The sequence below is a fragment of the Acinetobacter beijerinckii CIP 110307 genome (genome assembly GCF_000369005.1).
GTDB lineage: Bacteria > Pseudomonadota > Gammaproteobacteria > Pseudomonadales > Moraxellaceae > Acinetobacter > Acinetobacter beijerinckii.
Genome location: NZ_KB849765.1, coordinates 889,750 through 910,868, shown reverse-complemented (window position 1 = coordinate 910,868; position 21,119 = coordinate 889,750). Strand labels below are relative to the sequence as shown.

Annotated in this window: 18 protein-coding genes; 9 read left to right on the top strand and 9 right to left on the bottom strand. The window is 39.5% G+C overall.

Translation table 11 applies throughout. The features are described 5' to 3' along the window. Positions 1-63: 63 nt before the first annotated feature. Entirely contained in the window at positions 64-759 is a 696-nt protein-coding gene (locus F933_RS09840; protein ID WP_005060802.1) for an ion channel, read from the bottom strand. A 45-nt stretch (positions 760-804) separates the two neighbouring features. Continuing rightward, positions 805-1,401, bottom strand: a complete 597-nt coding sequence (locus F933_RS09835) for a TetR/AcrR family transcriptional regulator (protein WP_005060800.1) — start codon at positions 1,399-1,401, stop codon at positions 805-807. Between the two features lie 85 nt (positions 1,402-1,486). Here F933_RS09835 and F933_RS09830 point away from each other — a divergent pair, with 85 nt between their 5' ends. Beyond that, on the top strand, positions 1,487-2,695 hold the full coding sequence (locus tag F933_RS09830; RefSeq protein ID WP_005060798.1) for an oxygenase MpaB family protein: 1,209 nt from the start codon (positions 1,487-1,489) through the stop codon (positions 2,693-2,695). Between the two features lie 59 nt (positions 2,696-2,754). On the opposite strand, the gene F933_RS09825 is transcribed toward F933_RS09830, so the two are convergent. Next, entirely contained in the window at positions 2,755-4,470 is a 1,716-nt protein-coding gene (locus F933_RS09825; protein WP_034710716.1) for a cation acetate symporter, read from the bottom strand. 1 nt (position 4,471) lies between these two features. Further along, positions 4,472-4,804: a DUF485 domain-containing protein gene (locus F933_RS09820; protein ID WP_004680029.1), complete on the bottom strand. Its 333-nt coding sequence runs from the start codon at positions 4,802-4,804 to the stop codon at positions 4,472-4,474. 183 nt (positions 4,805-4,987) lie between these two features. Between F933_RS09820 and F933_RS09815 the strand changes: the two genes are divergently transcribed. Next, positions 4,988-8,482, top strand: a complete 3,495-nt coding sequence (locus F933_RS09815) for a hybrid sensor histidine kinase/response regulator (RefSeq protein WP_167539087.1) — start codon at positions 4,988-4,990, stop codon at positions 8,480-8,482. Positions 8,483-8,805: 323 nt separating this feature from the next. Next, positions 8,806-9,567: a hypothetical protein gene (locus F933_RS09810; RefSeq protein ID WP_005060791.1), complete on the top strand. Its 762-nt coding sequence runs from the start codon at positions 8,806-8,808 to the stop codon at positions 9,565-9,567. A gap of 45 nt (positions 9,568-9,612) precedes the next feature. Here F933_RS09810 and F933_RS09805 read toward each other — a convergent pair whose 3' ends face one another. The 3 genes from F933_RS09805 to def form a co-directional block, all read right to left on the bottom strand. Further along, a complete protein-coding gene (locus tag F933_RS09805) occupies positions 9,613-11,733 on the bottom strand; it encodes a TonB-dependent receptor domain-containing protein (protein WP_005060790.1) in 2,121 nt (706 codons plus the stop codon). Positions 11,734-11,805: 72 nt separating this feature from the next. Then, positions 11,806-12,243, bottom strand: coding sequence for a DUF2946 family protein (locus F933_RS09800; protein WP_005060787.1), 438 nt, complete (start codon positions 12,241-12,243; stop codon positions 11,806-11,808). 20 nt (positions 12,244-12,263) lie between these two features. Continuing rightward, the gene (def, locus tag F933_RS09795; protein WP_005055584.1) at positions 12,264-12,794 is read right to left on the bottom strand and encodes a peptide deformylase; all 531 of its coding nucleotides are present in this window, start codon (positions 12,792-12,794) and stop codon (positions 12,264-12,266) included. A 120-nt stretch (positions 12,795-12,914) separates the two neighbouring features. Between def and F933_RS09790 the strand changes: the two genes are divergently transcribed. The 3 genes from F933_RS09790 to tsaC all read left to right on the top strand — a co-directional run bounded on the left by F933_RS09790 (position 12,915) and on the right by tsaC (position 16,185). After that, a complete protein-coding gene (locus F933_RS09790) occupies positions 12,915-14,069 on the top strand; it encodes a LysM peptidoglycan-binding domain-containing protein (RefSeq protein ID WP_005060785.1) in 1,155 nt (384 codons plus the stop codon). A gap of 11 nt (positions 14,070-14,080) precedes the next feature. Further along, the gene (dprA, locus tag F933_RS09785) at positions 14,081-15,211 is read left to right on the top strand and encodes a DNA-processing protein DprA (protein ID WP_034710713.1); all 1,131 of its coding nucleotides are present in this window, start codon (positions 14,081-14,083) and stop codon (positions 15,209-15,211) included. 404 nt (positions 15,212-15,615) lie between these two features. Beyond that, entirely contained in the window at positions 15,616-16,185 is a 570-nt protein-coding gene (gene tsaC / locus F933_RS09780; RefSeq protein ID WP_005055581.1) for an L-threonylcarbamoyladenylate synthase type 1 TsaC, read from the top strand. Between the two features lie 394 nt (positions 16,186-16,579). On the opposite strand, the gene F933_RS09775 is transcribed toward tsaC, so the two are convergent. Next, positions 16,580-17,500, bottom strand: a complete 921-nt coding sequence (locus F933_RS09775) for a DMT family transporter (protein WP_005060780.1) — start codon at positions 17,498-17,500, stop codon at positions 16,580-16,582. 97 nt (positions 17,501-17,597) lie between these two features. Further along, on the bottom strand, positions 17,598-18,257 hold the full coding sequence (locus F933_RS09770) for a TetR/AcrR family transcriptional regulator (RefSeq protein WP_418654836.1): 660 nt from the start codon (positions 18,255-18,257) through the stop codon (positions 17,598-17,600). A gap of 138 nt (positions 18,258-18,395) precedes the next feature. Between F933_RS09770 and F933_RS09765 the strand changes: the two genes are divergently transcribed. The 3 genes from F933_RS09765 to F933_RS09755 all read left to right on the top strand — a co-directional run bounded on the left by F933_RS09765 (position 18,396) and on the right by F933_RS09755 (position 21,067). Beyond that, positions 18,396-19,616: an MFS transporter gene (locus F933_RS09765; RefSeq protein ID WP_005060777.1), complete on the top strand. Its 1,221-nt coding sequence runs from the start codon at positions 18,396-18,398 to the stop codon at positions 19,614-19,616. 13 nt (positions 19,617-19,629) lie between these two features. Beyond that, entirely contained in the window at positions 19,630-20,403 is a 774-nt protein-coding gene (locus F933_RS09760; RefSeq protein WP_005060773.1) for a helix-turn-helix transcriptional regulator, read from the top strand. Positions 20,404-20,521: 118 nt separating this feature from the next. Next, complete coding sequence (locus F933_RS09755; protein ID WP_005060771.1) at positions 20,522-21,067, top strand: glutathione peroxidase; 546 nt, start codon at positions 20,522-20,524, stop codon at positions 21,065-21,067. Positions 21,068-21,119: the final 52 nt, after the last annotated feature.

Below are 21,119 nucleotides of genomic sequence, written 5' to 3'. Positions count from 1 at the left end.
TGTAAAACTCGATATTTATTATAAGAAACGTGAAAATTAACGCAGTTGTAAAGCTGTAACACACTATTCTTTATCTGTAGATTGAGCATTTGAGTGTGGAATATATTGCAATGCAATTAATCTAGACACGATTACTGCTAAATACATTACGCCACAGAACATCTGTAACATTGCCAATACGCGTGCAGCAGGGCGAATCGGTAAAAGATCAGACAAGCCTGTAGCAGATTGAAGGCTGAAGCTAAGAAACAAAAGATCCAACCAACGCTGTAATTCTTGTGGATTATTCGGATTTTGAAAACTATTCGGTAGTAAAAGCTGACAAATGCTATATAAAAATGCAAATGCCCAAGCAATTAAGGTAAAGACTGCACCTGCTGCAAACAATTCATCCTTAGTCAAATAACGATCTGCAAACATATAACGTAATAAACCATAAGCTGCATAAAAATATGCAAGGGCTTCAAAGCTATAAGCAGTAATTTGAATTGTTTTATTGTCATAGCCTGCAAAAATTAAAATCGAAAAAGCAAAAGCGCCAACGACAAAAAACAATCCCCAAAATGTAAATACTGGCGTTTGGCGGATCACCTTCGCAATAATCAATAGTGCTAATACACCAAGTGACCACGTTAAAGCGCGATATTCACTATCTGAATAGGTAAATACAGCTAAAATCAAAAGCGCGAGTTGGACCAATAACAACCATGCCGAGGGTAATACACGAAAATTTTTCCAAAAAAGCTTTAGCGTTTGCATGTTGTTTTCCTAGCGCTTGTTATCTTTGTCATTTTGCTCATAGCATCATACTGTATCGAGAAATGAAACAATCATTTTAGATAATTCTTGTTGTAATCGCTGTTCTTCGATTAAGAAAGTATTTTTACTTGCATAGCGCATCATCGTGAATAAAGTACTATTAATAATCACAAAAGACTTATGCTTTAAAGTCTCAAAATCCCAATGCGGATAATAACGTCCAAATAAATACATCCCGATTTCTAGAAAATGTCTTTCCAATATTTGTGCTGCTTCAGAATCACTATATGCATGCCAATTTTTTAAAATTTCAATAAAAAAACCTTGATCGGATTTCAAAGATTCAAAGCCAAAGGCGATACTTAATGTGATGATGTCTTGAATAGAACTTTGTTGTTGTAAGATCACCAGTTGTTTTAATGCTTGTCCCAAATGTTCACTTTTGCGCAATAAAAGCTCTGCCACAATTTGTTCTTTATTTTCAAAATACTGATAAATCGATCCAACACTCACCCCTGATTTTTCTGAAATTTTAGGTGTAGTCACGTGTAACACTCCATACTCAGAAATACATTTTTGTGTACCTTCTAATATGCTGTCGACAATCATTTTGGCACGTTGCTGCTGTGGTCTTTTTCTCATACAAGGCCTCAATAAAAATGCGAATTGAATACGAATATTTATTCATATTAAGCTTTGATTAAATAACAATCAAAGGCTTTAACTCATGCAAAGCATTGTCAAACCAAAACGTCTCGCCTCGTTTGAGGACATGATTCAGTCCAATATCAAAACTAAAATTCTCGGTTATATGACTCAACAAGAGATTCAACCCAGCTATGAAGAGTATCTTGCACTCAATACTGCTTTGCAGAGTGGTGATGAGCCCATGGATCAGCTTATGCAATGGGTTTTACAAAATCCAAAACAACATCGTAAGTATTTTGAAACAGCGCTGTATGAGGGTTTAGATAAACTACCGCAGCAGATTCCTGAACTTACGGCATTCTTTAATCTAATCGAACAAAAACCAATTTGGTATGATCAAACTAAAATTGATGCAGCCTTGAAATTTACTTATCGATTAGGCATCAATAATGGATTAATTCTTCGTGATTTATCTTTAATGACGGGTTATATGTATCCAGGTTTTAACCAACCTTTGGTACTTACTGGTGCATTAAAAAAACAGGCAGGAACACGACTAGCTGAGACAACAAAATGGTGGGTAGATATCACTGAACAAAACGGTTTTGAACGTTTTAGCAAGGGGTTTACCTCGACGATTTTTGTTCGTTTTATTCACTCGCTTGTTCGCCTACAACTAAATAAATCTGAGAAATGGGATGCAGAAACGTGGGGCTTACCGATTAATCAATATGATCAAGCCATGACCAATATCGCGTTTAGCGGTGTGGTATTAATTGGTATTCGTGCTTTAGGAATTTTTCCTAGTGCGAATGAAGTCGACAGCTTTTTACATTTCTGGAAATACGCTGGCTGGCTGATGGGTATTGAAGAAAAATGGCTCGTCAATAAAGAATCAGAAGGGTGGAAATTGATTTATTGGATGCAATTTGTACATCCCGAATCTGATGCAAGTAGTATTTCACTCGGCTCTAGTCTATCGAAAGAACCTTTTGAACGTAAATATCGTTATCTTCGCTCTTTCCAACAGAAGTTAGCGTATAAACAACATTTAGAAATTACCCAATTTTTTATTGGTCGCAATAAAATGCAGAAACTAGGTTTAAAACCTCAATCTGCCGCATGGTTTGCCTATTATCTGATTGGACGAAACTTAACGCTGTATACAGGCGCAAAATATCTCCCATCCTTAAATCATTTTCTAGAAAATAAAGGACGACATTTACAGAAAATGGGCTTGTCTTTATATCGCAATCAATCACAACAACTGGCGAGCATGCATCAATAAAATTTAAGCAACAAAAAAGCCCTCAATATTGAGGGCTTTGATTTCGATATTGAATTTAATTAGTGATCTGATGCACCAGAGATACCAATACCTGTTTGCGAACGAACAAACTGAGCATCGAAAGCTTTACGCTCTTTCTCTGCACGAGCAGTTTTATCTGTTACAGAGAAGAACCAACAGCAAAGGAATGATAATGGCATTGCAAATAATGCAGGTCCATTAAATGGATTCGGTGCCGTTTCAGAAATACCCAAAGTATCAACCCAAACTGCTTTTGATAAGATAATTAAACTTACCGCACCAACCAAACCAACCACACCACCAATTACCGCACCACGCGTGGTTAAGCCTTTCCAGAACATAGATAAGACGAGAACTGGGAAGTTTGCACAACATGCAACAGAGAATGCTAAACCAACCATGAATGCAACGTTTTGCTTTTCAAACAAAATACCTAAGATCATGGCAAAGATTGCTAAACCTAAAGTTGCAATTTTTGACATTTTCAATTCAGATGCAGGAGTGGTTTTACCTTTTTTGAATACGTTTGCATAAAGGTCATGAGAAATTGCAGATGCACCTGAAAGCGTTAAGCCTGCTACAACCGCAAGGATTGTGGCAAAAGCAACTGCTGAGATGAAGCCCATGAATAGGTCACCACCAACCGCATCACTGAGGTGAACTGCCGCCATATTGTTACCACCAACCAACTCTAATTTTCCTGTCATAGCCGCTTTCGCAACATCAAGGAACTGAGGATTGTTTGCAACGAATAAGATTGCACCGAAACCAATAATGAAAGTTAAAAGATAGAAATAACCAATAAAGCCTGTTGCAACAACAACTGATTTACGTGCTTCTTTCGCATCTTTTACTGTGAAGAAACGCATTAAGATGTGCGGTAAACCTGCTGTACCAAACATCAATGCTAAACCAAGAGAAAGTGCATCAATTGGATTCGCAGCAAGCTTGCCCGGCCCCATGATTTTTGCAGCTTCATCCCAGCTCATATTATGCGCTTGGCTGTATACACCAATCGCTTGGTTAAACATATTGCTAAAGCTAAAGCCCACAGCTTTCATCACCATGAATGCCATGAATGTTGCACCACTGAGTAGCATCACCGCTTTGATGATTTGAACCCAAGTCGTTGCCAACATACCACCAAACATCACGTATGCCATCATCAATAAACCGACAATCACAACCGCGATATTATAGTTCAAACCGAATAATAGTTTGATTAACTGACCTGCACCCACCATTTGAGCAATCAAATAGAAAGCAACAACAACCAATGAACTCACTGCCGCTAAAGTACGAACTGGCTTCTCTTCCAAACGGAATGACACCACATCAGAAAGGTTATATTTTCCTAAGTTACGTAAGCGCTCAGCAACAAGGAATAAAACAATCGGCCAACCGACCATGAAACCAAGTGAATAGAGCAAGCCATCAAAGCCTGAACTAAACACCAATGCTGAAATACCCAAGAACGATGCTGCTGACATATAGTCACCCGCAATCGCTAAACCGTTTTGGAAACCACTGATTCCACCACCCGCAGTATAGAAATCTTGGGTAGATTGTGTTTGCTTAGCTGCCCATTTGGTAATAAAAAGCGTGAAACCAACAAAGATCATAAACATAATGATCGCATGCCAGTTGGTGGCTTGCTGCTCAGCTGCTCCTAAATCAGGACCAGCAAATGCAATACCTGAGCTACACAACGTTGCGAGTGCGAAAATGATCGCTTTAATAGACGTCCCTTTCATCTCAGTGCATCCCTTTTTCATGTGTGATTGCCTCAACTTCCTTGAGTGCTTCTTCATTGAGTTGATCAAGTTTCGTATTGGCAATATATGAATACACACCACATAATAAAAATGACAACACGATGATGCCTAAACCGAGGGGCATGCCCCAGGTTGTAATGCCACCACTAAATGAACTTGCTAGAAACTCTTTGTTATAGCCAACTAAAAGCATAAATCCGACGTAGATAAACAACATAATTGCTGTTAATGTCCAACTTAAAGTGCGTTTTCTGCTAACCATTTCTTGAAACTTTGGATTTTGTAGAATACGTTCTACCTGTGAGTCATCCATAATTAACTCCTTATTTTTGTGTCCAGCCGTGGACCCCATTTCGCATGGGATTTTTCATTATCCAAAGTAACAAGATTATGCTTGACTCGTAACTTAGACTTTGGTCTCTAAATGCACACACTCTGCTTACCAGCGTCATCGTATCGGGTATGATAAAAAATGGAATTTGATCATGTAGGCAATATGAACAGTTGGCTGATTATTGGGGTTTTGGCCCTGTATATTGTGTTGTTATTCGGCTGTGCTTTCTTCGGCGAAAAACATGCAAGCCGATTAAGCCCTCGTGGTCGTATGCTCATGTTCAGCTTAACCTTAGGCGTTTATTGCTCTTCATGGACTTTTTATGGCGCAACTGGAGCAGCCGTTCGTGAAGGGATTATTTTTCTACCCATTTATTTAGGACCACTGCTGTTCATTTGGTTTGGTTATGATATTTGGAAGCGCTTAGGTCGAATCCGTCAGAATCATGCTATTTCCTCGATCGCCGATTTTGTTGCAGCACGATATGGTAAGAGCGGCAGCCTAGCCGCACTGGTTACAATTTTAGCTGTAATTGCAATTGTGCCTTATCTGGCTTTGCAGTTACGTGCCATTGCATTAAGTGCTTCGGTTATTCTTGAACAAAATGCTCATGTTGATACCACCACCAATGGGGTATTGATGTTGACTGCTGTACTAGCAATATTGGCGATGATTTTTGGAACACGACATATTGCTCATACAGAACAACATGGTGGTCTGATGTTGGCAGTCGCGTTTGAATCTTTTGTAAAATTATTCGCACTGCTGTGTGTTGCGGGTTTTTTCTTATTACAGTCGCCCGATAATATCAAACAAGTTAGTTCAGATGTCAGTCAGCACTTTCATGACTTACAGCAACTTGGCGTTCCTGAAACATTCTGGATTCAAACGCTACTCGCTGCTCTGGCCATGATCTGTTTACCCCGCCAGTTCCATGTCGCGGTGGTCGAATTACGTGATGAAAAACACATCCGAGGGGCGCGTCGTTGGTTCGCAGCCTATTTGATATTGACCATCATGGCGATTATCCCAATTGCCAGTTGGGCATTGCATTCACTGCCTGAGTCATTGGGAACGCCTGATGTCGCGGTTTTGGCGCTGCCGCTTAGCTACCAACAAGATTGGCTGACATTATTGGCTTTTTTAGGCGGTTTTTCTGCTTCAACTGGCATGTTATTGGTTGCCTCTGTTGCACTCTCAATTATGCTCAGCAATGACTTAATTATGCCTGCCTTATGGCGTTTTAATGTGATCTCTAGGCATGATCAGCAATTACCTAAAGTCTTGAAGCTAACTCGTCGAATTAGCATTGTTAGTGTCATGCTATTAGGTTTTTTATTTTTCCATTTCTTTAATGATATTAATCAATTATCCGTTTTCGGCTTACTGGCATTTAGTGCCGTAGCACAATTCTCTCCTGCCCTGATTGGTGGTTTGTACTGGCGCGGAGCAAGTCGACAAGGTGTCTATGCCGGTTTAATTGTGGGCTTCATCATGTGGAGCTACACGCTGTTATTTCCAACGGTATTGCGTAGCCTCCCTGAGCAATATCAACAATTTTCACAGCATTTATTATTATTTGGTCCTTGGGATATCAATGCTTTACGTCCTGAAGCGATTCTGGGATTTGAATCATTTGCTCCTCTTACACATGGGGTGATGTGGGCACTAGGACTTAATATTGTTTTTTATATTTGGATCTCTCGACTTTATCGCCCAAGTGTCGCGGAACAAATTCAAGCTGAAAGCTTTTTTTACTATGAAAGTAAACCGCTGCCATCCACACCATCATCAATTGATCTCAATGATTTACCACAAAATGCAGCGCGCCTAAAAGTTGGCGATTTATTCGCTTTAGCCAAACGAATTACTGGTGACAAACCCACCATTCAAGCATTTCAACAATTTTGTGAGCAAAATCATCTCATACTCAATGAAAACCATGTTGCCAATGGAATGTGGTGGCGCTTTACCGAACAGTACTTAGCAGGAATTATTGGTGCTGCCTCTGCTCGTACTCTGCTCACAACCGCAATGATTAATAATGGCTTAGCGCTAGGACAAGTCGCCAACATCCTCGATCAAGCATCACAATGGCAACGCTTTAATCAAAATCTACTGATGACCATGATTGATCACATGACGCAAGGCGTGAGTGTGGTTGATAAGAATATGTGCTTAGTTGCATGGAATAATCAATATTTGAAACTTTTTGATTATCCCAAAGATTTGGTTTATGTCGGCTGTCCAATTGCAGATTTAATTCGTTATAACGCTGAACGTGGCGAATGCGGACCTGGCCCTGTGGAAGAACATGTTCGCAAACGTATTCATTGGATGAAAGTCGGTAGCGCACATGAATTTGAGCGCATTCGTAAAGATGGTTTAGTCATTCAAATGCGTGGAAATCCGATTGAAGGTGGTGGTTTTGTCACAACTTTCGCTGATATTACCGCTTTCCGTGAAAATGAAGCGGTGTTAGAAGAAAGAGTCAGTGACCGAACCCAACAACTTGCAGATGCACTGACTGAACAACAGCTTGCTAGAGAGCAAGCAGATAAAGCTAATCAATCAAAAAGTCGATTTATTGCAGCAGCTAGTCATGATTTATTACAACCCATGCATGCTGCACGTTTATTTAGTACAGCACTCGAACAAAGTGTACATTCATTCGAAGATCAACAGACTTTACAACAGTTAGATCGTGCCTTATACGGCGCAGAAAGCATGCTTTCTGCCCTTTTGGATATTGCTCGTTTGGAAGGTGGAACTATTCAACCTAAGCGTCAAGCATATTCACTACATGACTTATTGAATGATTTAGAACTGCAATTCAAATCCATTGCTGCACAACGTAATATTCAATTCAATGTTCATGACACTAACTTTTGGATTGATACTGATCCGCAATGGATGCGACGCATTATTCAAAATTTTGTCAGCAATGCATTACGTTATACAGCACAAGGTCGTGTTGTGGTGGGCGTACTACGTACTGCACAACGTCCAAACCATATTCGGATTGGCGTTTGGGATACCGGCCCAGGGATTAATGAGCAACAACGCGTTAAATTATTCCAAGAATTTGAGCGCTGTGGGCATACATCCCCTTGGGGTGAACAAGGTCTTGGATTAGGACTTGCAATTGTACAACGCATGACGAGCCTGCTCGATTTTCCTGTACATGTTTATTCTGAACTCGGAAAAGGCTCTTGCTTCCTGATTGAAGTACCCTTGGTCGAAGCTCCTGTCATTCCTGTATCTGTAACACAAGTAACTGCACTTCAACACACCGCTTATAAAGTCTTATGTTTAGACAATGATGAGACGATCCTTGAAGGTATGCGTACATTGCTCAGTAAATGGGGCTATCAAATCTTTACCGCCACTGAACCATCGGAAGCACTCAAACTAATTGAAAGTGAAGACATTCAAGTTTGGTTGATTGATCAGCATTTGAATAATGATCAACGTGGATTAGATTTTATAGAGCGGTATCGTCCTGCTCATATTCCTGTCGCATTGATTACGGCGGACTCTGATCCAGAATTACCACAACGTTTAAAACAACAAAATATTGTTTTACTCAGAAAGCCACTCAAACCCGCAGGCTTGAGAGCATGGTTATCTGGTTTAAAAATTATGCCACTGCCTTAAATTCGGCTGAATTAGCATAATATTTTGCAACATAGGCAAAATACTTCATAAACCTAGAGGTGGGTTGATAAAAAATTGACCAATATGCTCAAATAATTTTTGACTATGGCAAAAACGTTCACTTACATTAGTGAACGTTTGTACACTTACTTACAATTAGTTAATATTCTGTTTTTATTGGGATATTTAACACCAAAAACCACACATACAACTTTAGTCGTATTCTACTTGTTTTCTGAATCACGCATAAATTGATCGAATTGATAGAAACCTATGTCTTTCCTTTTGGGTTTCTAACACAAACGTCATAAAGGACAATGATCATGAATAGCAATCAAGCCACTTCAGAACATAATGCGTTACAGTTCTATCGCCAATACAGCGCCAATGCTTTATTACCAGAACTCGCTTGGAAGAATATTTTCACTCAAAGCAATCTTGATGAAACACATTTACGTGCTTTAGATACACTTTATCAATCAGCTGTGCCATTAGCATTAAATGTATTTAATGAACTTAATTTCGATGTGTTTGCACCGACCGCTTATCAACCTCAAGGTTTAGGCTTATTTGAAAAACTGGCACAACAAGAAGAAAAGTTTTTAGATAGCCTAGAGGCAGAATCTTCCCATCTTGACCATGAAACACGTCATCAGATGTGGAGCATGTTACTACGTGGCGGTGCAGTATTAGTGTTCAAAGCATGGTTGGGGCATGTGAAAGATGGTGAAAACCAATTAGATAAAAGCCAATTTGATGAGCTTTCCGATTTATTATTTATTAAAACTCGCCCAGAGCAATTAGCACAACGTTTAAATGTAGATGCTAATGCAGAATTAACACACATTTTTTTGATGCATGAAAACGATGTATTTTTAGATCATTTCAATAGCTTGGAAACAGCAGCTTTATTTGTAGATTTAGGCGTTTATGATGCGGCATTTTTAAGCTTGCGCGATGATCGTGTGGCTGAATATCTCACAGCCAAAGGCTATGTCACTCAAGAACAAATTGATGATTTGCAATGCGCACTTAATCCGTTGTACTGCGATAGCTTAATGCCTAAACAAGACTGTTTGGCTTAACTTAAAAATAAAATAAGGTGGCTGAGCCACCTTATTTTTTATAGCTTAGAATTTCATACTGATTCGAGTCCAATAGTTTCGACCAATATTGTTATATTGAGTATCAGCAGGATAAAAACCTGTTGCAGCACCACCTTTATTTAAGTGTTCGGCATATGTCTCATCAAGGATGTTATCAATCCCGACCGACAACTCAACATTTTGAGTTAGTTTATAGGCACCATTTAAAGACAGCGTGTTAAAAGCCTTACTTTCACCCATGTCATAGCCAACTATATTTCCTTCGTTCTTGCTGATACGATCTTGTTTCGCAACAACACGCCATAACAGACCTAAAGAATAATGATCAGCAATATAACGCAAGTTCAAGCGTGCTTCCAAAGGTGCGATTTGCGGTAATGGCTTATTGTCCGTTGTATTTTCTCCCCACGCATACATTGCACTCACATCGGTTTGGATTTGATCTGTAAATTTATAGCCTACACCTAATTCTGCACCTGCAATCGTGGCATCTACATTACGAATTTTCGGGGTAAGCATTTCATTATCAGGATCATCATAGCTGATCAACATAAAGTCTTTAATCACACCAACATAAGCAGATGCCCAGCTATTGTATTTCCCATGATCAAGTTGATAACCCAAATCAAGTTGGAGCGTTTTTTCATTGTCTAGATATTCCAAGTCATCCATTGTTCTGGTTGCACTTGGCATTGGCATATTGCCATGACCGCCATGACCGCCATGACCGCCATGACCGCCATGACCATTCATGTCATCCATACCCACATTTGTCGATGGTAATACTGTCCGATAAATTTCCCAGAAATCAGGCGTACGTTCTACATAACCTAAACCAATATAGCTTTTCAAATCATGTTGCGGCATGAGATTTTCTAGGCGAATAAAACCACTAGGCACAGTATTTTTACGCGATTTATTGCTCGCTAGATTTTCGATTTCCACATGATCAATACGAGCGCCAGTAATCACTTTATTGTTATCATTTACAGGAATAGTCGCTTCAGTAAATGTACCATAACTTTGAAAGCTGAGAGTCTCATCCATTGCTGGCGGCAACTGACCACGCATGTACATATTACCCGCTTGCTTATTATGCTGAGAATCAAGTCCTGAAACGAGACTGATTTTATCCCAATCTGTCGTGATCGCTGCTCTTGCATTAAGCGTACGGCGAGTGACGTCCATTGCCATAGGCATACCACCTGCTGGCACATCTCTCAAACTGAAATTATCCATAATGTGATCATTAAAACTATAATCAACTTGTGCTTCGATCTTTTTAATCACCTCACTAATATTGCGTTGTTCCAGATGTAGTCCCAGACTTTCACGTTTAAATTGCGATCCATCAAGTGAACGCCCCGCGTAAGCCGACTCACCATCGCCTTTTCCACCTTGCAATTCAATCCACGTATTTTCAGTTGGTGTCCATCCTAATGCAATATCCGCACCCCAACGTTCCCAATTTGAATGAACATCCTTACCATCACCATCTTGATAGTCATTGGCGACAGAACGGTTCGCATTAATACGTGCATAAGCAGTGTCATTACCAATCGCCGCATCTACATTATGATCTAATCGACCGTATGAGCCTGCAACCACACTCGCTTGACCTTTATAGTTTTGATTCTGATCGAATTTCACTGGATCTCTTTCAAATAAAACCGTTGCTGCCGAACCAGGTGTTGGATAGCGAACGGTTTGAGGTCCTTTAATCACGGTAATACGATCAAAACTCTCAGGTGAAATATATGAAGTTGGATTATCCATACGTGCTGGACACGCACCTAGTTCCTCAGAACCGTCATTCAATACTTTAATTCGTGAACCAAACATTCCTCTAAAGCTGATATCACCATTCGTTCCCCCACTGCCTATACTGCTAAAACCAGGAATAGTTTTCAAATATGCAGCACCATCCGAAGCAGGGACAGGTTGAATCGGTTGTTTAGGGTCACTGTGTACAATCAAACCATTCGCATCATTTGCGAGTTGTGCAGTGACAACAATAGGTGCAAGTGTGACTTGCGCCATTTGAGTTTGTGACTGAGTTTCAGTATTTGCCGATAGCACCGCAGAATTTGAAGCAGCAAGAATCGCAACCGTCAGCGGTTGTAATAAAAATTTAGGTTGAGCCATTATCGGTCTCTCTTAAAACATAGATAAAACGGGGTCAGGGTTTTAAAACCCTAACGACAATAAAGTTTTAATTTATGCAAAGAGCGGCGGCGCCCGACCTTGTGGCAATAAGAAAAGACGTTGAAGTGCAAAATAAACATGCTTAAAAGCGTGCTGATAGGCAATCAGACGAATTTGAATACGAACCAACACTTCTTTGATACCTAAATCAGGTGGCAAGACTAAATTGGCATATACCGTACAGTACTGACATTGATGATTCGGATCATGATGATCATGTTTGGGCATCGATACTTGATCTTGCTCAAACTGATGCGAATGATGATGAGAAGAATGCGCTGAGCTTTGGGCATCAGTGCTTATCTTACTTATAAATAATGCCTGAGTAATCGTTTCACAGACTGGTGCAATTTGATATTGCTTCGGTAGTAGTGGCTGCAAGAAAACCGCAACCTGTAAACAGATTGCGGTAAATGCAAGCAACAAACCAGCACGAAACAATAAAGGCATCTAAATGAACCTAAATGTCGTTAGCGTTTAACTGCTACTTTCTCTTTTTCACGTTGACGTACCACTTTTTCTACTTTTTCACGTGCACGTTGACGTTTTAATGGTGATAAATAATCAACAAAAAGTTTGCCATTTAAGTGATCCATTTCATGTTGGATGCAAACAGCGAGAAGTTCGTCAGCTTCTAACTCAAATGCTTGACCTTCAAGGTTAATTGCTTCGATTTTTACGCGTGACGGACGCTCAACTTTGTCGTATATTTGAGGCACAGAGAGACAGCCTTCTTCATAAGGCTGAGTATCTTCGGTCAGTGGAGTGACTTTGGGGTTAATGAACACCATCGGTTGGTTTTTCTCTTCAGAGATGTCCATAACAATAAGCTGAATATGATGATCAACCTGAGATGCCGCTAAACCTATACCCGGTGCCTCATACATGGTTTCAAACATATCTGCTGCAAGCTGACGAATATCATCAGTGACTTCTTCGACTGGCTTAGCAATGGTTCGAAGACGGGGATCAGGGAAACTTAAAATAGGTAATAAGGCCATACTGTTCCTCATTTATGCCATTGATCAGAAAACCAACTGAAGGGAATGCTTGATCAAAAAATTGTGTGTAAGGTCGTTATTATAACGCAACTACACACATAATTTTTAGGAATTATGATAATGAAAAAGGTTTTAAACGGCATACACGCATTTCATGCCTTGGGGTTAAAAAAACAACTGATTGCTGCCGCAATTTGTGCGGGTTTAGGCATGAGCGTGAATATTGCGCATGCTGCGAGTCCAAATGTGAACCCTCCTTCGGTAAAAGTGGGCGCACCTCATGTCTATGTAGTTAAAAAAGGCGATACGCTTTGGGATATTTCAGGCAAGTTTTTAAGTAAACCTTGGCGTTGGCCTGAAATTTGGGCAAGCAACAAACACGTTAAAAATCCACATTGGATTTATCCAGGTGACCGCTTATTACTCTGTACATTGAATGGTAAGCCCTTGGTCGGTAAAGACGAAGGTGATGGTTGTGAAGGAATTATTCGTCGCTATTCTGGAAATTCTTCTACAACTTTACGTCCACGTGTTCGTATCGAAGCATTAAACAATAGCGTCCCTGTCATTCCATTGGCGCATATTCAACAATGGTTAGAGCGTACGACTATTCTTCCAGCTGATGCGATTACCAATACACCTTATATTTTAGGTACTGCTGATAACCGTGTCTTAGCAGGTAAAGGTCAAAGCGTTTATGTGCGCGGTAAAGGTCTTGAAAATGGACAACGTTACGGCGTATTCCGCGAAGGCGAACCTTATTTTGCGATTGATCAAAATGGTAAAAAGCAGAATCTTGGTGTTGAACTGACTCAAGTTGCTTCTGGTGTGACTATTCGTAATGAAAATGACATCACTACTTTAGAACTGACCGACAGCTACAATGGTGAAGTCCGTCGTGGCGATCGTATCATGGCTGAACAAGATGCTATGTTACCAACACTGTTCTATCCGATTGATGCGAATCAAGTGAAAGATGGCGGTAAAATCATTCGAGTTATGGGATCAATTGGTACTGCAGCTAAAAATGGTGTAGTTACCGTAGATCGTGGTACGGCGGATGGCGTTGAAACTGGACAAGTCTTCAGTATCTATCAAGATGGCGAAGTGGTTAAAGATCCAAAAACGAAAGAAAAAGTGAAATTACCTGGGCAGTATTTAGGTAGTGTAATGATCTTTAAGAGCTTTGATCGTATCAGCTACGCTTATGTCTTAGAGAGTGAATTGCCAATTAAAATTGGTTCAGACATTAAGCCACCACGTCTTGAAGACTAATTGCTAACTCTATGCTAAAGCAATTACAACCACACCACTACCACACTGTAATGGTGTGGTATCTGGTTCAACATTCCCTACCTAGCTTTCAAAAAATTCTGCGTCATTTTGGTGATTGTGAACAAGCAACTCAACCTCATCATTGGACTGAATGGCAAAAACTAGGCTTACATGCTAATCATTTAAAACGTTTAGAAGAATTCCAAACAGCACAAGGTCAACAACAATTTCAACAACTGATAGAACTCATTTACAAGCATACGGATTTTATTTTAACCACTGAAGATATCGGTTATCCAACACAATTACTGCCCTACTCAGATCATCCACCGATTATATTTGGACAAGGTCAAGCACAAGCATTGTTACAGCCTCAAATCGCAATGGTTGGTAGCCGTAAGCCCAGTCCACATGGACGACAGGTCGCTTATGATTTTGCCTATTATTTAAGTGAAAAAGGTTTTTATATCACCAGTGGTCTAGCACATGGCATTGATCATGCTGCTCATCAAGGTGGCTTAGCACATCATCGAACCATTGCCGTGACTGGAACAGGTTTAGATAGCGTCTACCCCGCTCAACACAAACAACTAGCACAAGAAATTACTCAAACAGGTGCGATTATCACCGAGTTCCTTCCAACTACCATGCCATTACAGCAACATTTCCCACGACGTAATCGCATTGTCAGTGGTTTAACCTTAGGGGTATTGGTGGTTGAAGCCGCGTTAAAAAGTGGTTCTTTGATCACAGCAAATGAAGCAGCCAATCAAGGGAAAATGGTTTTCGCAATACCTGGGCATATTTATAGTGAACATCATCAAGGTTGCCACCAACTCATTCGTGAAGGAGCAACTTTAGTTGATCATCCTGAGCAAATTATTGAAGATTTAGCATTACCCACCCATTGGCAGACTCAACATAAACCATCTGAGAATCTTTCTATTGAACCAATGAATCTTCCGACTCATTTGATTGCACTTTATCAAATACTGGATTGGGTTGGACAGGATCTTGATCAATTGGCTCAACGTTATCAGACTTCAATTGCGGAGCTGACTTCTCAATTAATGGAACTTGAATTACTGGGTTTATGTATGCAACAAGGCGGTCGCTATTTGCGTTGTCGTCCAATCGTTTAGAATACTAATTATAGATAAAACAAATACATAAAACTTTAGAAGCTAAATCACTTAATCAGTTGGTGCGATACATGTCTAAAATCAGCATTGCAATATTCACTTTGATAATAGCAAATTAAGTTCAAGTTATTCTTATATATCGTGTTTTTAATCCTCAAGCACGCATTGAATCATTATCTGAAGAAAATTATCGACAAACCGTACATGCAACCAAACAAGAAGAAAAAATGTTCTTTTTAGAACTAGAAAATGCGTCTGATGAGAAAACAACTCATCTTGCTTTTTGCAATATGCTTGAACATCAAACGAATTAAACAGCTTTCTTAAAAGTAAATAGGCTTTACCAAGTGATTTAATTCGGTAAACTAATTAAGACCATTTCTTGAAATCTGTTCTAAGCCTCCATGATCACCACCTCACCTCTTGAAGCCGCTCAACTTTTAACACAAGGGCAAGTTCTTGCTTATCCAACTGAGGCTGTGTGGGGCTTAGGGTGTGATCCCTATAATGAACAAGCTTTTCAAACCATTCTTGAACTAAAACATCGTCCCGTAGAAAAAGGGGTGATTTTATTGGCTGGACATATACAACAAGTCGAGCATTTACTTGAGAATCTTAGTTCTGATCTTCGTAAACAAATTATTGCTAGTTGGTCAAATCGACAAGCAACTGAACGTGCGACAACATGGTTACTTCCTGCTGACCAGCACATTCCGACTTGGATTAAAGGACAGCATCCTTTAGTTGCTGTTCGTGTCACCACACATCCTTTATGTGTACAGCTCTGCGATTCTTTTGGCGGATTTATTGTCTCGACCAGTGCAAATCCTGCTGGATTAAGTCCTGCCCATACATTACAGCAAGCCCAAAATTATTTTGGCCAATCGTTAAACTATTTAGAAGGTAAACTCGGGCTCAGCCAAGAACCAAGCCGAATTTTGAATGCTCTCACAGGTGAAATCATTCGCGCTTAGTTAGGTGAATAAAAGACAAAAAAAAGCTCAGTTATATAGGGATAACTGAGCATAAAAAGGATGTGTATAATCACATCCAGAGGGTTCGTAAATTTGGTGAGCAACTCATTCATTCTAATAACGAATAAGTTCGCTGTGTGAAGTATTATGGATCAATCGTTCAACTTATACAAATATATTATTTATCTAACAAAAAAAGTGAAAAGCGTACTATTTTTGTCAGTTTTAAAAGTGAAATAAAATTATATTTATATTTTTATTCAGCTTTTTTTTATTCATAAATTTCGTGTCTGTTAAAAATATATTTGTAAATCATATAGAAAGAATAATCATTAGATCAATATTTTGATGCGTTTGTTGATATTTTAACCGAACGCATCTCATATTTTAGTATTTATGTGCTCGATTTAGCCATCTGAATTGGCATTTTGATTGTTTTCTTCTGTGCCAAGATAATACCAATCAGAATCATGATGCCTCCGATCGTATGGTAAATTGTCCAATGCTCAGATAACCAAAAACTAGCAATCAGTGCGGTAAAAACAGGCATCAAGTTCATAAAAATACTGGTTCTATTTGGACCAATCGATTGAACAGCAACCATCCATAATAAAGGTGCAATCAGCGATGGAAACACGCCTGCATAGAGTACACTTCCTGCATTTTCTGCATTAATGCTATCTAGTCCAAGCCATAACAAAAATGGGAGGTGATACAACAATGCAAACGAAATTTGTATATATAAACTCGTCATGAGTGGCAGTTGTAGTTGCCATTTTTTTAAGAACACGCCGTAAAAAGCATAAAAGCCAACTGCGAGTACCATCACCGCATCGCCCCAATGCCCACCTTGAGCAAATAAACTCGATAGATGGCCTTGGCTCATCACATAAATTAAACCAGCGAACGACAATAAGCTGCCAAAGATTGCAAAACGATTAGGTCTATCTTTCAAAATAAGATATGAAATAAAAATCGTGAAAATAGGCACAAATGCGTTAACAATCCCCATATTAGTCGCAGTTGTATAATGTGCTGCTGTATACGAGAGACCTTGGTAGAGCACCATGCCAAAAGCACTTAGAACGGCTAACTTCGGTATATAAGGACCAATCAAATCACGCTGTTTCCATACTTCCGGTAGCATGAATGGTGTCAAAATTAAAAATGCAACAAACCAACGATAAAAACTAATACTCACTGGAGAAATAAAGTCTGCAACATAGCGCGTCACCGCAATGTTGAGTGACCAAATCAAGACTGCAATTAAAGGTAATACAAATGCCCATTTTTGATATTTATTTAACTGACTCATCCGCGCTCTCACAAAATCTCAACAACAAGAGTATTCTGAAAGATGTCTAAAATAATTTAAATATCGTATTTCAGACATTTATATCGCTGTATGGACATTAAGATGAGAATAAATCCCACCCACGCATCGCATGTTCAACTACCTTATGAAGTTGTTCAACAGTCGCCCCATCTCGTGCTTGAATGGTCAGACCCTGCACAACTGTTGCATAGAAGTCTGTCATTTCCTGTAAAGGTGCTGTTGCTGACAAATCACCGTTGGCAACTCCCTGCTCTAAACGCTCAAACAGTTTTTGCTTGGTCTGCAAACGTTTTTCCAGAATATTGTGTTGCACTGCCTGCGCATTGTCGGAACAACTCATGGTCGCAACAACCAACATACAACCTGCTGGTTTATTGGGTTGGGCCAAACGCTTAACGTTGTCATATAAATAAAGCTCAAATGCAACTTTAGCCGTTTTGGCTTCTAAAAAAATAGGAACAATCGGACAAGCTTCATGTGCCAAATAATAATCGATGCATTTATAAAACAGCCCAGCTTTATCTCCAAAGCTACTATACAAACTTGGTGCAGTGAGTTCTAAAGCTTGGGTTAAATCACTAATTGAAGTCGCTTCATAACCATGCTCCCAAAATAACAACATTGCTTTTTCTAAAGCCTGTTGCTCATTAAAACACTTCGGACGACCACGCTTTTTTTTCAAGCTGTCATCACAAGGTATCGGCAGAGTCTCATGTACATTTGTCATAAAGGTCACAGATATTTTCATAACGATCATTATTAAATTAATTGACGCATCGATTTTTATCAACTATTTTATTTCCTAACGATCGTTATAAAAAACAAACTTTGTTCAGAATTTTATTGTTATACCCTTAACAATAAAGGAATTTTTATGGAAAACTCTCATTCTCCCGAAATACCCACGACCGAGTCATCGAAAACTCAAGGGAGTTGGTATGCAATTTTAGCTGTTGCAATTGGCGCTTTTGCGTTAGTCACCAGTGAATTTCTTCCTGTTGGTGTGCTTAATAGTGTCGCAACAGATCTGAATATTTCTGTGGGTACAGCTGGTTTAATCATCACTTTACCTGGCGTCATGGCAGCATTTGCCGCGCCCTTACTGCCCATTTATGTTAAACAACTTGATCGACGCTACGTTTTAATCGTACTCACCGCAATTATGGTCATCGCCAATACCATTACTGCATTTGCAGAGAGTTTTAATGTTCTGCTGCTGAGTCGCTTGGTGCTCGGAATTGCCATAGGTGGATTCTGGGCAACAGCAATTGCTCTAAGCGGTAAACTCGCTCCTGCTCACCTTCCTATCGCTAAAGCAACAGCGGTCGTGATGGCAGGTGTCACATTTGCAACGGTCTTAGGTGTTCCTATCGGTACATGGCTGAGCGAATTTTATGGTTGGCGCAGTGCCTTCGGAATCACAGCTGCAATTGGCTTGATTGTGTTGCTATTACAAATCGTCTTTTTACCCAAGTTAATTCCAGAATCTGCCATTCATTTACGTGATCTACCTGCTTTACTTAGAATTCCCAAAGCGCGTAGTGGTATGTTGATTGTATTGTTAATAGGTCTTGCCCATTTTTGTGCCTATAGCTATTTAGCACCTTTCTTTAAAAATATTGCAGGATTTGATGGCACCACCATCAGCTCCCTACTCTTGCTTTACGGTATTGCAGGTATTTTTGGAAATGCCTTTGCAGGCTATAGCGGCAACTTAAATGTTCGCTATACGCTGGCTTTTGTGAGTGTCTGTTTCGCTGTGGTATTTTTTGGCTTTCCAATCTTTGCAATCCATGAATTTGGTGCCATCGTACTGACTGCGCTTTGGGGTTTTGCTTTTGGAGCATTCCCAACTTCAGCTAATATTTGGATGTTTGTTCATGCACCAAATGCAGTTGAAAAAGGGATGCCCTTATTTGTGGGAATGTTCCAAGTCATGATTGCTGTAGGTTCATTGCTAGGAGGCTACGTGGTTGACCACTTCAATGAAAATATCTTAATTTATGGTGTGATTAGCTTTGTTGCTTTAGCACTCATCAGTATTTTCACGCTAGCTAAAGGCTTAAATAACCCTAAAATGACTTGTGAAAATTAAATGAGAACCCCAAATGAAGTATGTAAAAGCTGAACAATCCCCCTTTTTAACAGGTATTGAAGTACATGAATTTCTTTACCAAAAAGATGATATTGTCAGTCCACATACTTCACTTTGGGGCGATTTTAATTTCAGTCTAAATGGTACTTTAGAATTTGATATAGAAGGAAAATACTATTTATCGCCGCCAAGTTATGGACTATGGCTACCACCACGCACTGAACATCAATCATTACCAGTGGCACATGAAATTCATTACATTTGTATCCGATTACACCCTCAATTTGGCAATGTATTAGGAGATGTTTGTCGTTGTTTTAGCATTGAACCGTTTTTTCGTGCATTAGTCATTCAAATTTTAGAACAACAAAAAAAGAACTCATCACCTGCGTATCTTGAACACCTATTGCAAGTCTTATTTGATCAATTAAAGCAAGCACCTGCACACTCTCATTATTTACCTCAAAGCACCCATCCCATCCTCGCACCAATCTTAGAGCAACTTGCAGATCCCGATTTATTCAACTTGAGCCTACAACAAGTGTTGCATAAGGTTGCTGTAAGCGAGCGCCACGTATTGCGATTAAGCCAACAGGAATTACAACTTTCATTATCAGAATGGCGGAATCGAGCCAAAATCATTTTTGCCATCAATCAAATACGTCAAGGTATGACCATTAAACAATTGGCATATCGCTTAGGTTATCACCATAGCTCTAGCTTTATTGAATTCTTCAAACGCTATACTGGACAAACTCCAATCCAACTTAAAAATGCCTCAATATAGAGGTCATTCCTACTTTTACGCATAATTTGTATGGATTCATCTCAAGAGCATTGCACTCCACGAAATTAGCAGTTAAAACAAACAAGTATTTTCACAACAACAAATTAGGACGTAGCCAATGAGTCAATCGGTTTATCACATTCCAGTGAAAGATATTAAAGGTCAAGAGGTTGATCTTGATCAATACCAAGGTAAGGTTTTGCTGATTGTTAACGTTGCATCTAAGTGTGGCTTAACGCCACAGTACGAAGGTTTAGAAAAACTTTACCAAGCGAAAAAAGATCAAGGTTTAGAAATTTTAGGCTTCCCTGCGAATAATTTCTTAGAGCAAGAGCCAGGCACAAATGATGAAATCGAACAATTTTGTTCACTCAACTACGATGTACATTTCCCTTTATTTGCAAAAATCTCAGTCGCAGGTGATGACAAACATCCGCTATATCAAACACTAACACAGGCAATTCCTGAACGGATTGGTGAAGGTCCTTGGTGGAAAGATCTGGTTGATTATGGTTTAACTCCAAATAATCCACCTGAAGTATTGTGGAATTTTGAAAAATTCTTAGTGAATAAAAATGGTGAAATTGTGGCACGCTTTGCACCCGATATCACTGCCGATGATGAGCGTATCATCACTGCGATTGAAGCTGAATTAGCAAAATAAGCACTTATAATGATAGAAAAGAGCAGTTAATCTGTTCTTTTCTATTTTAAAA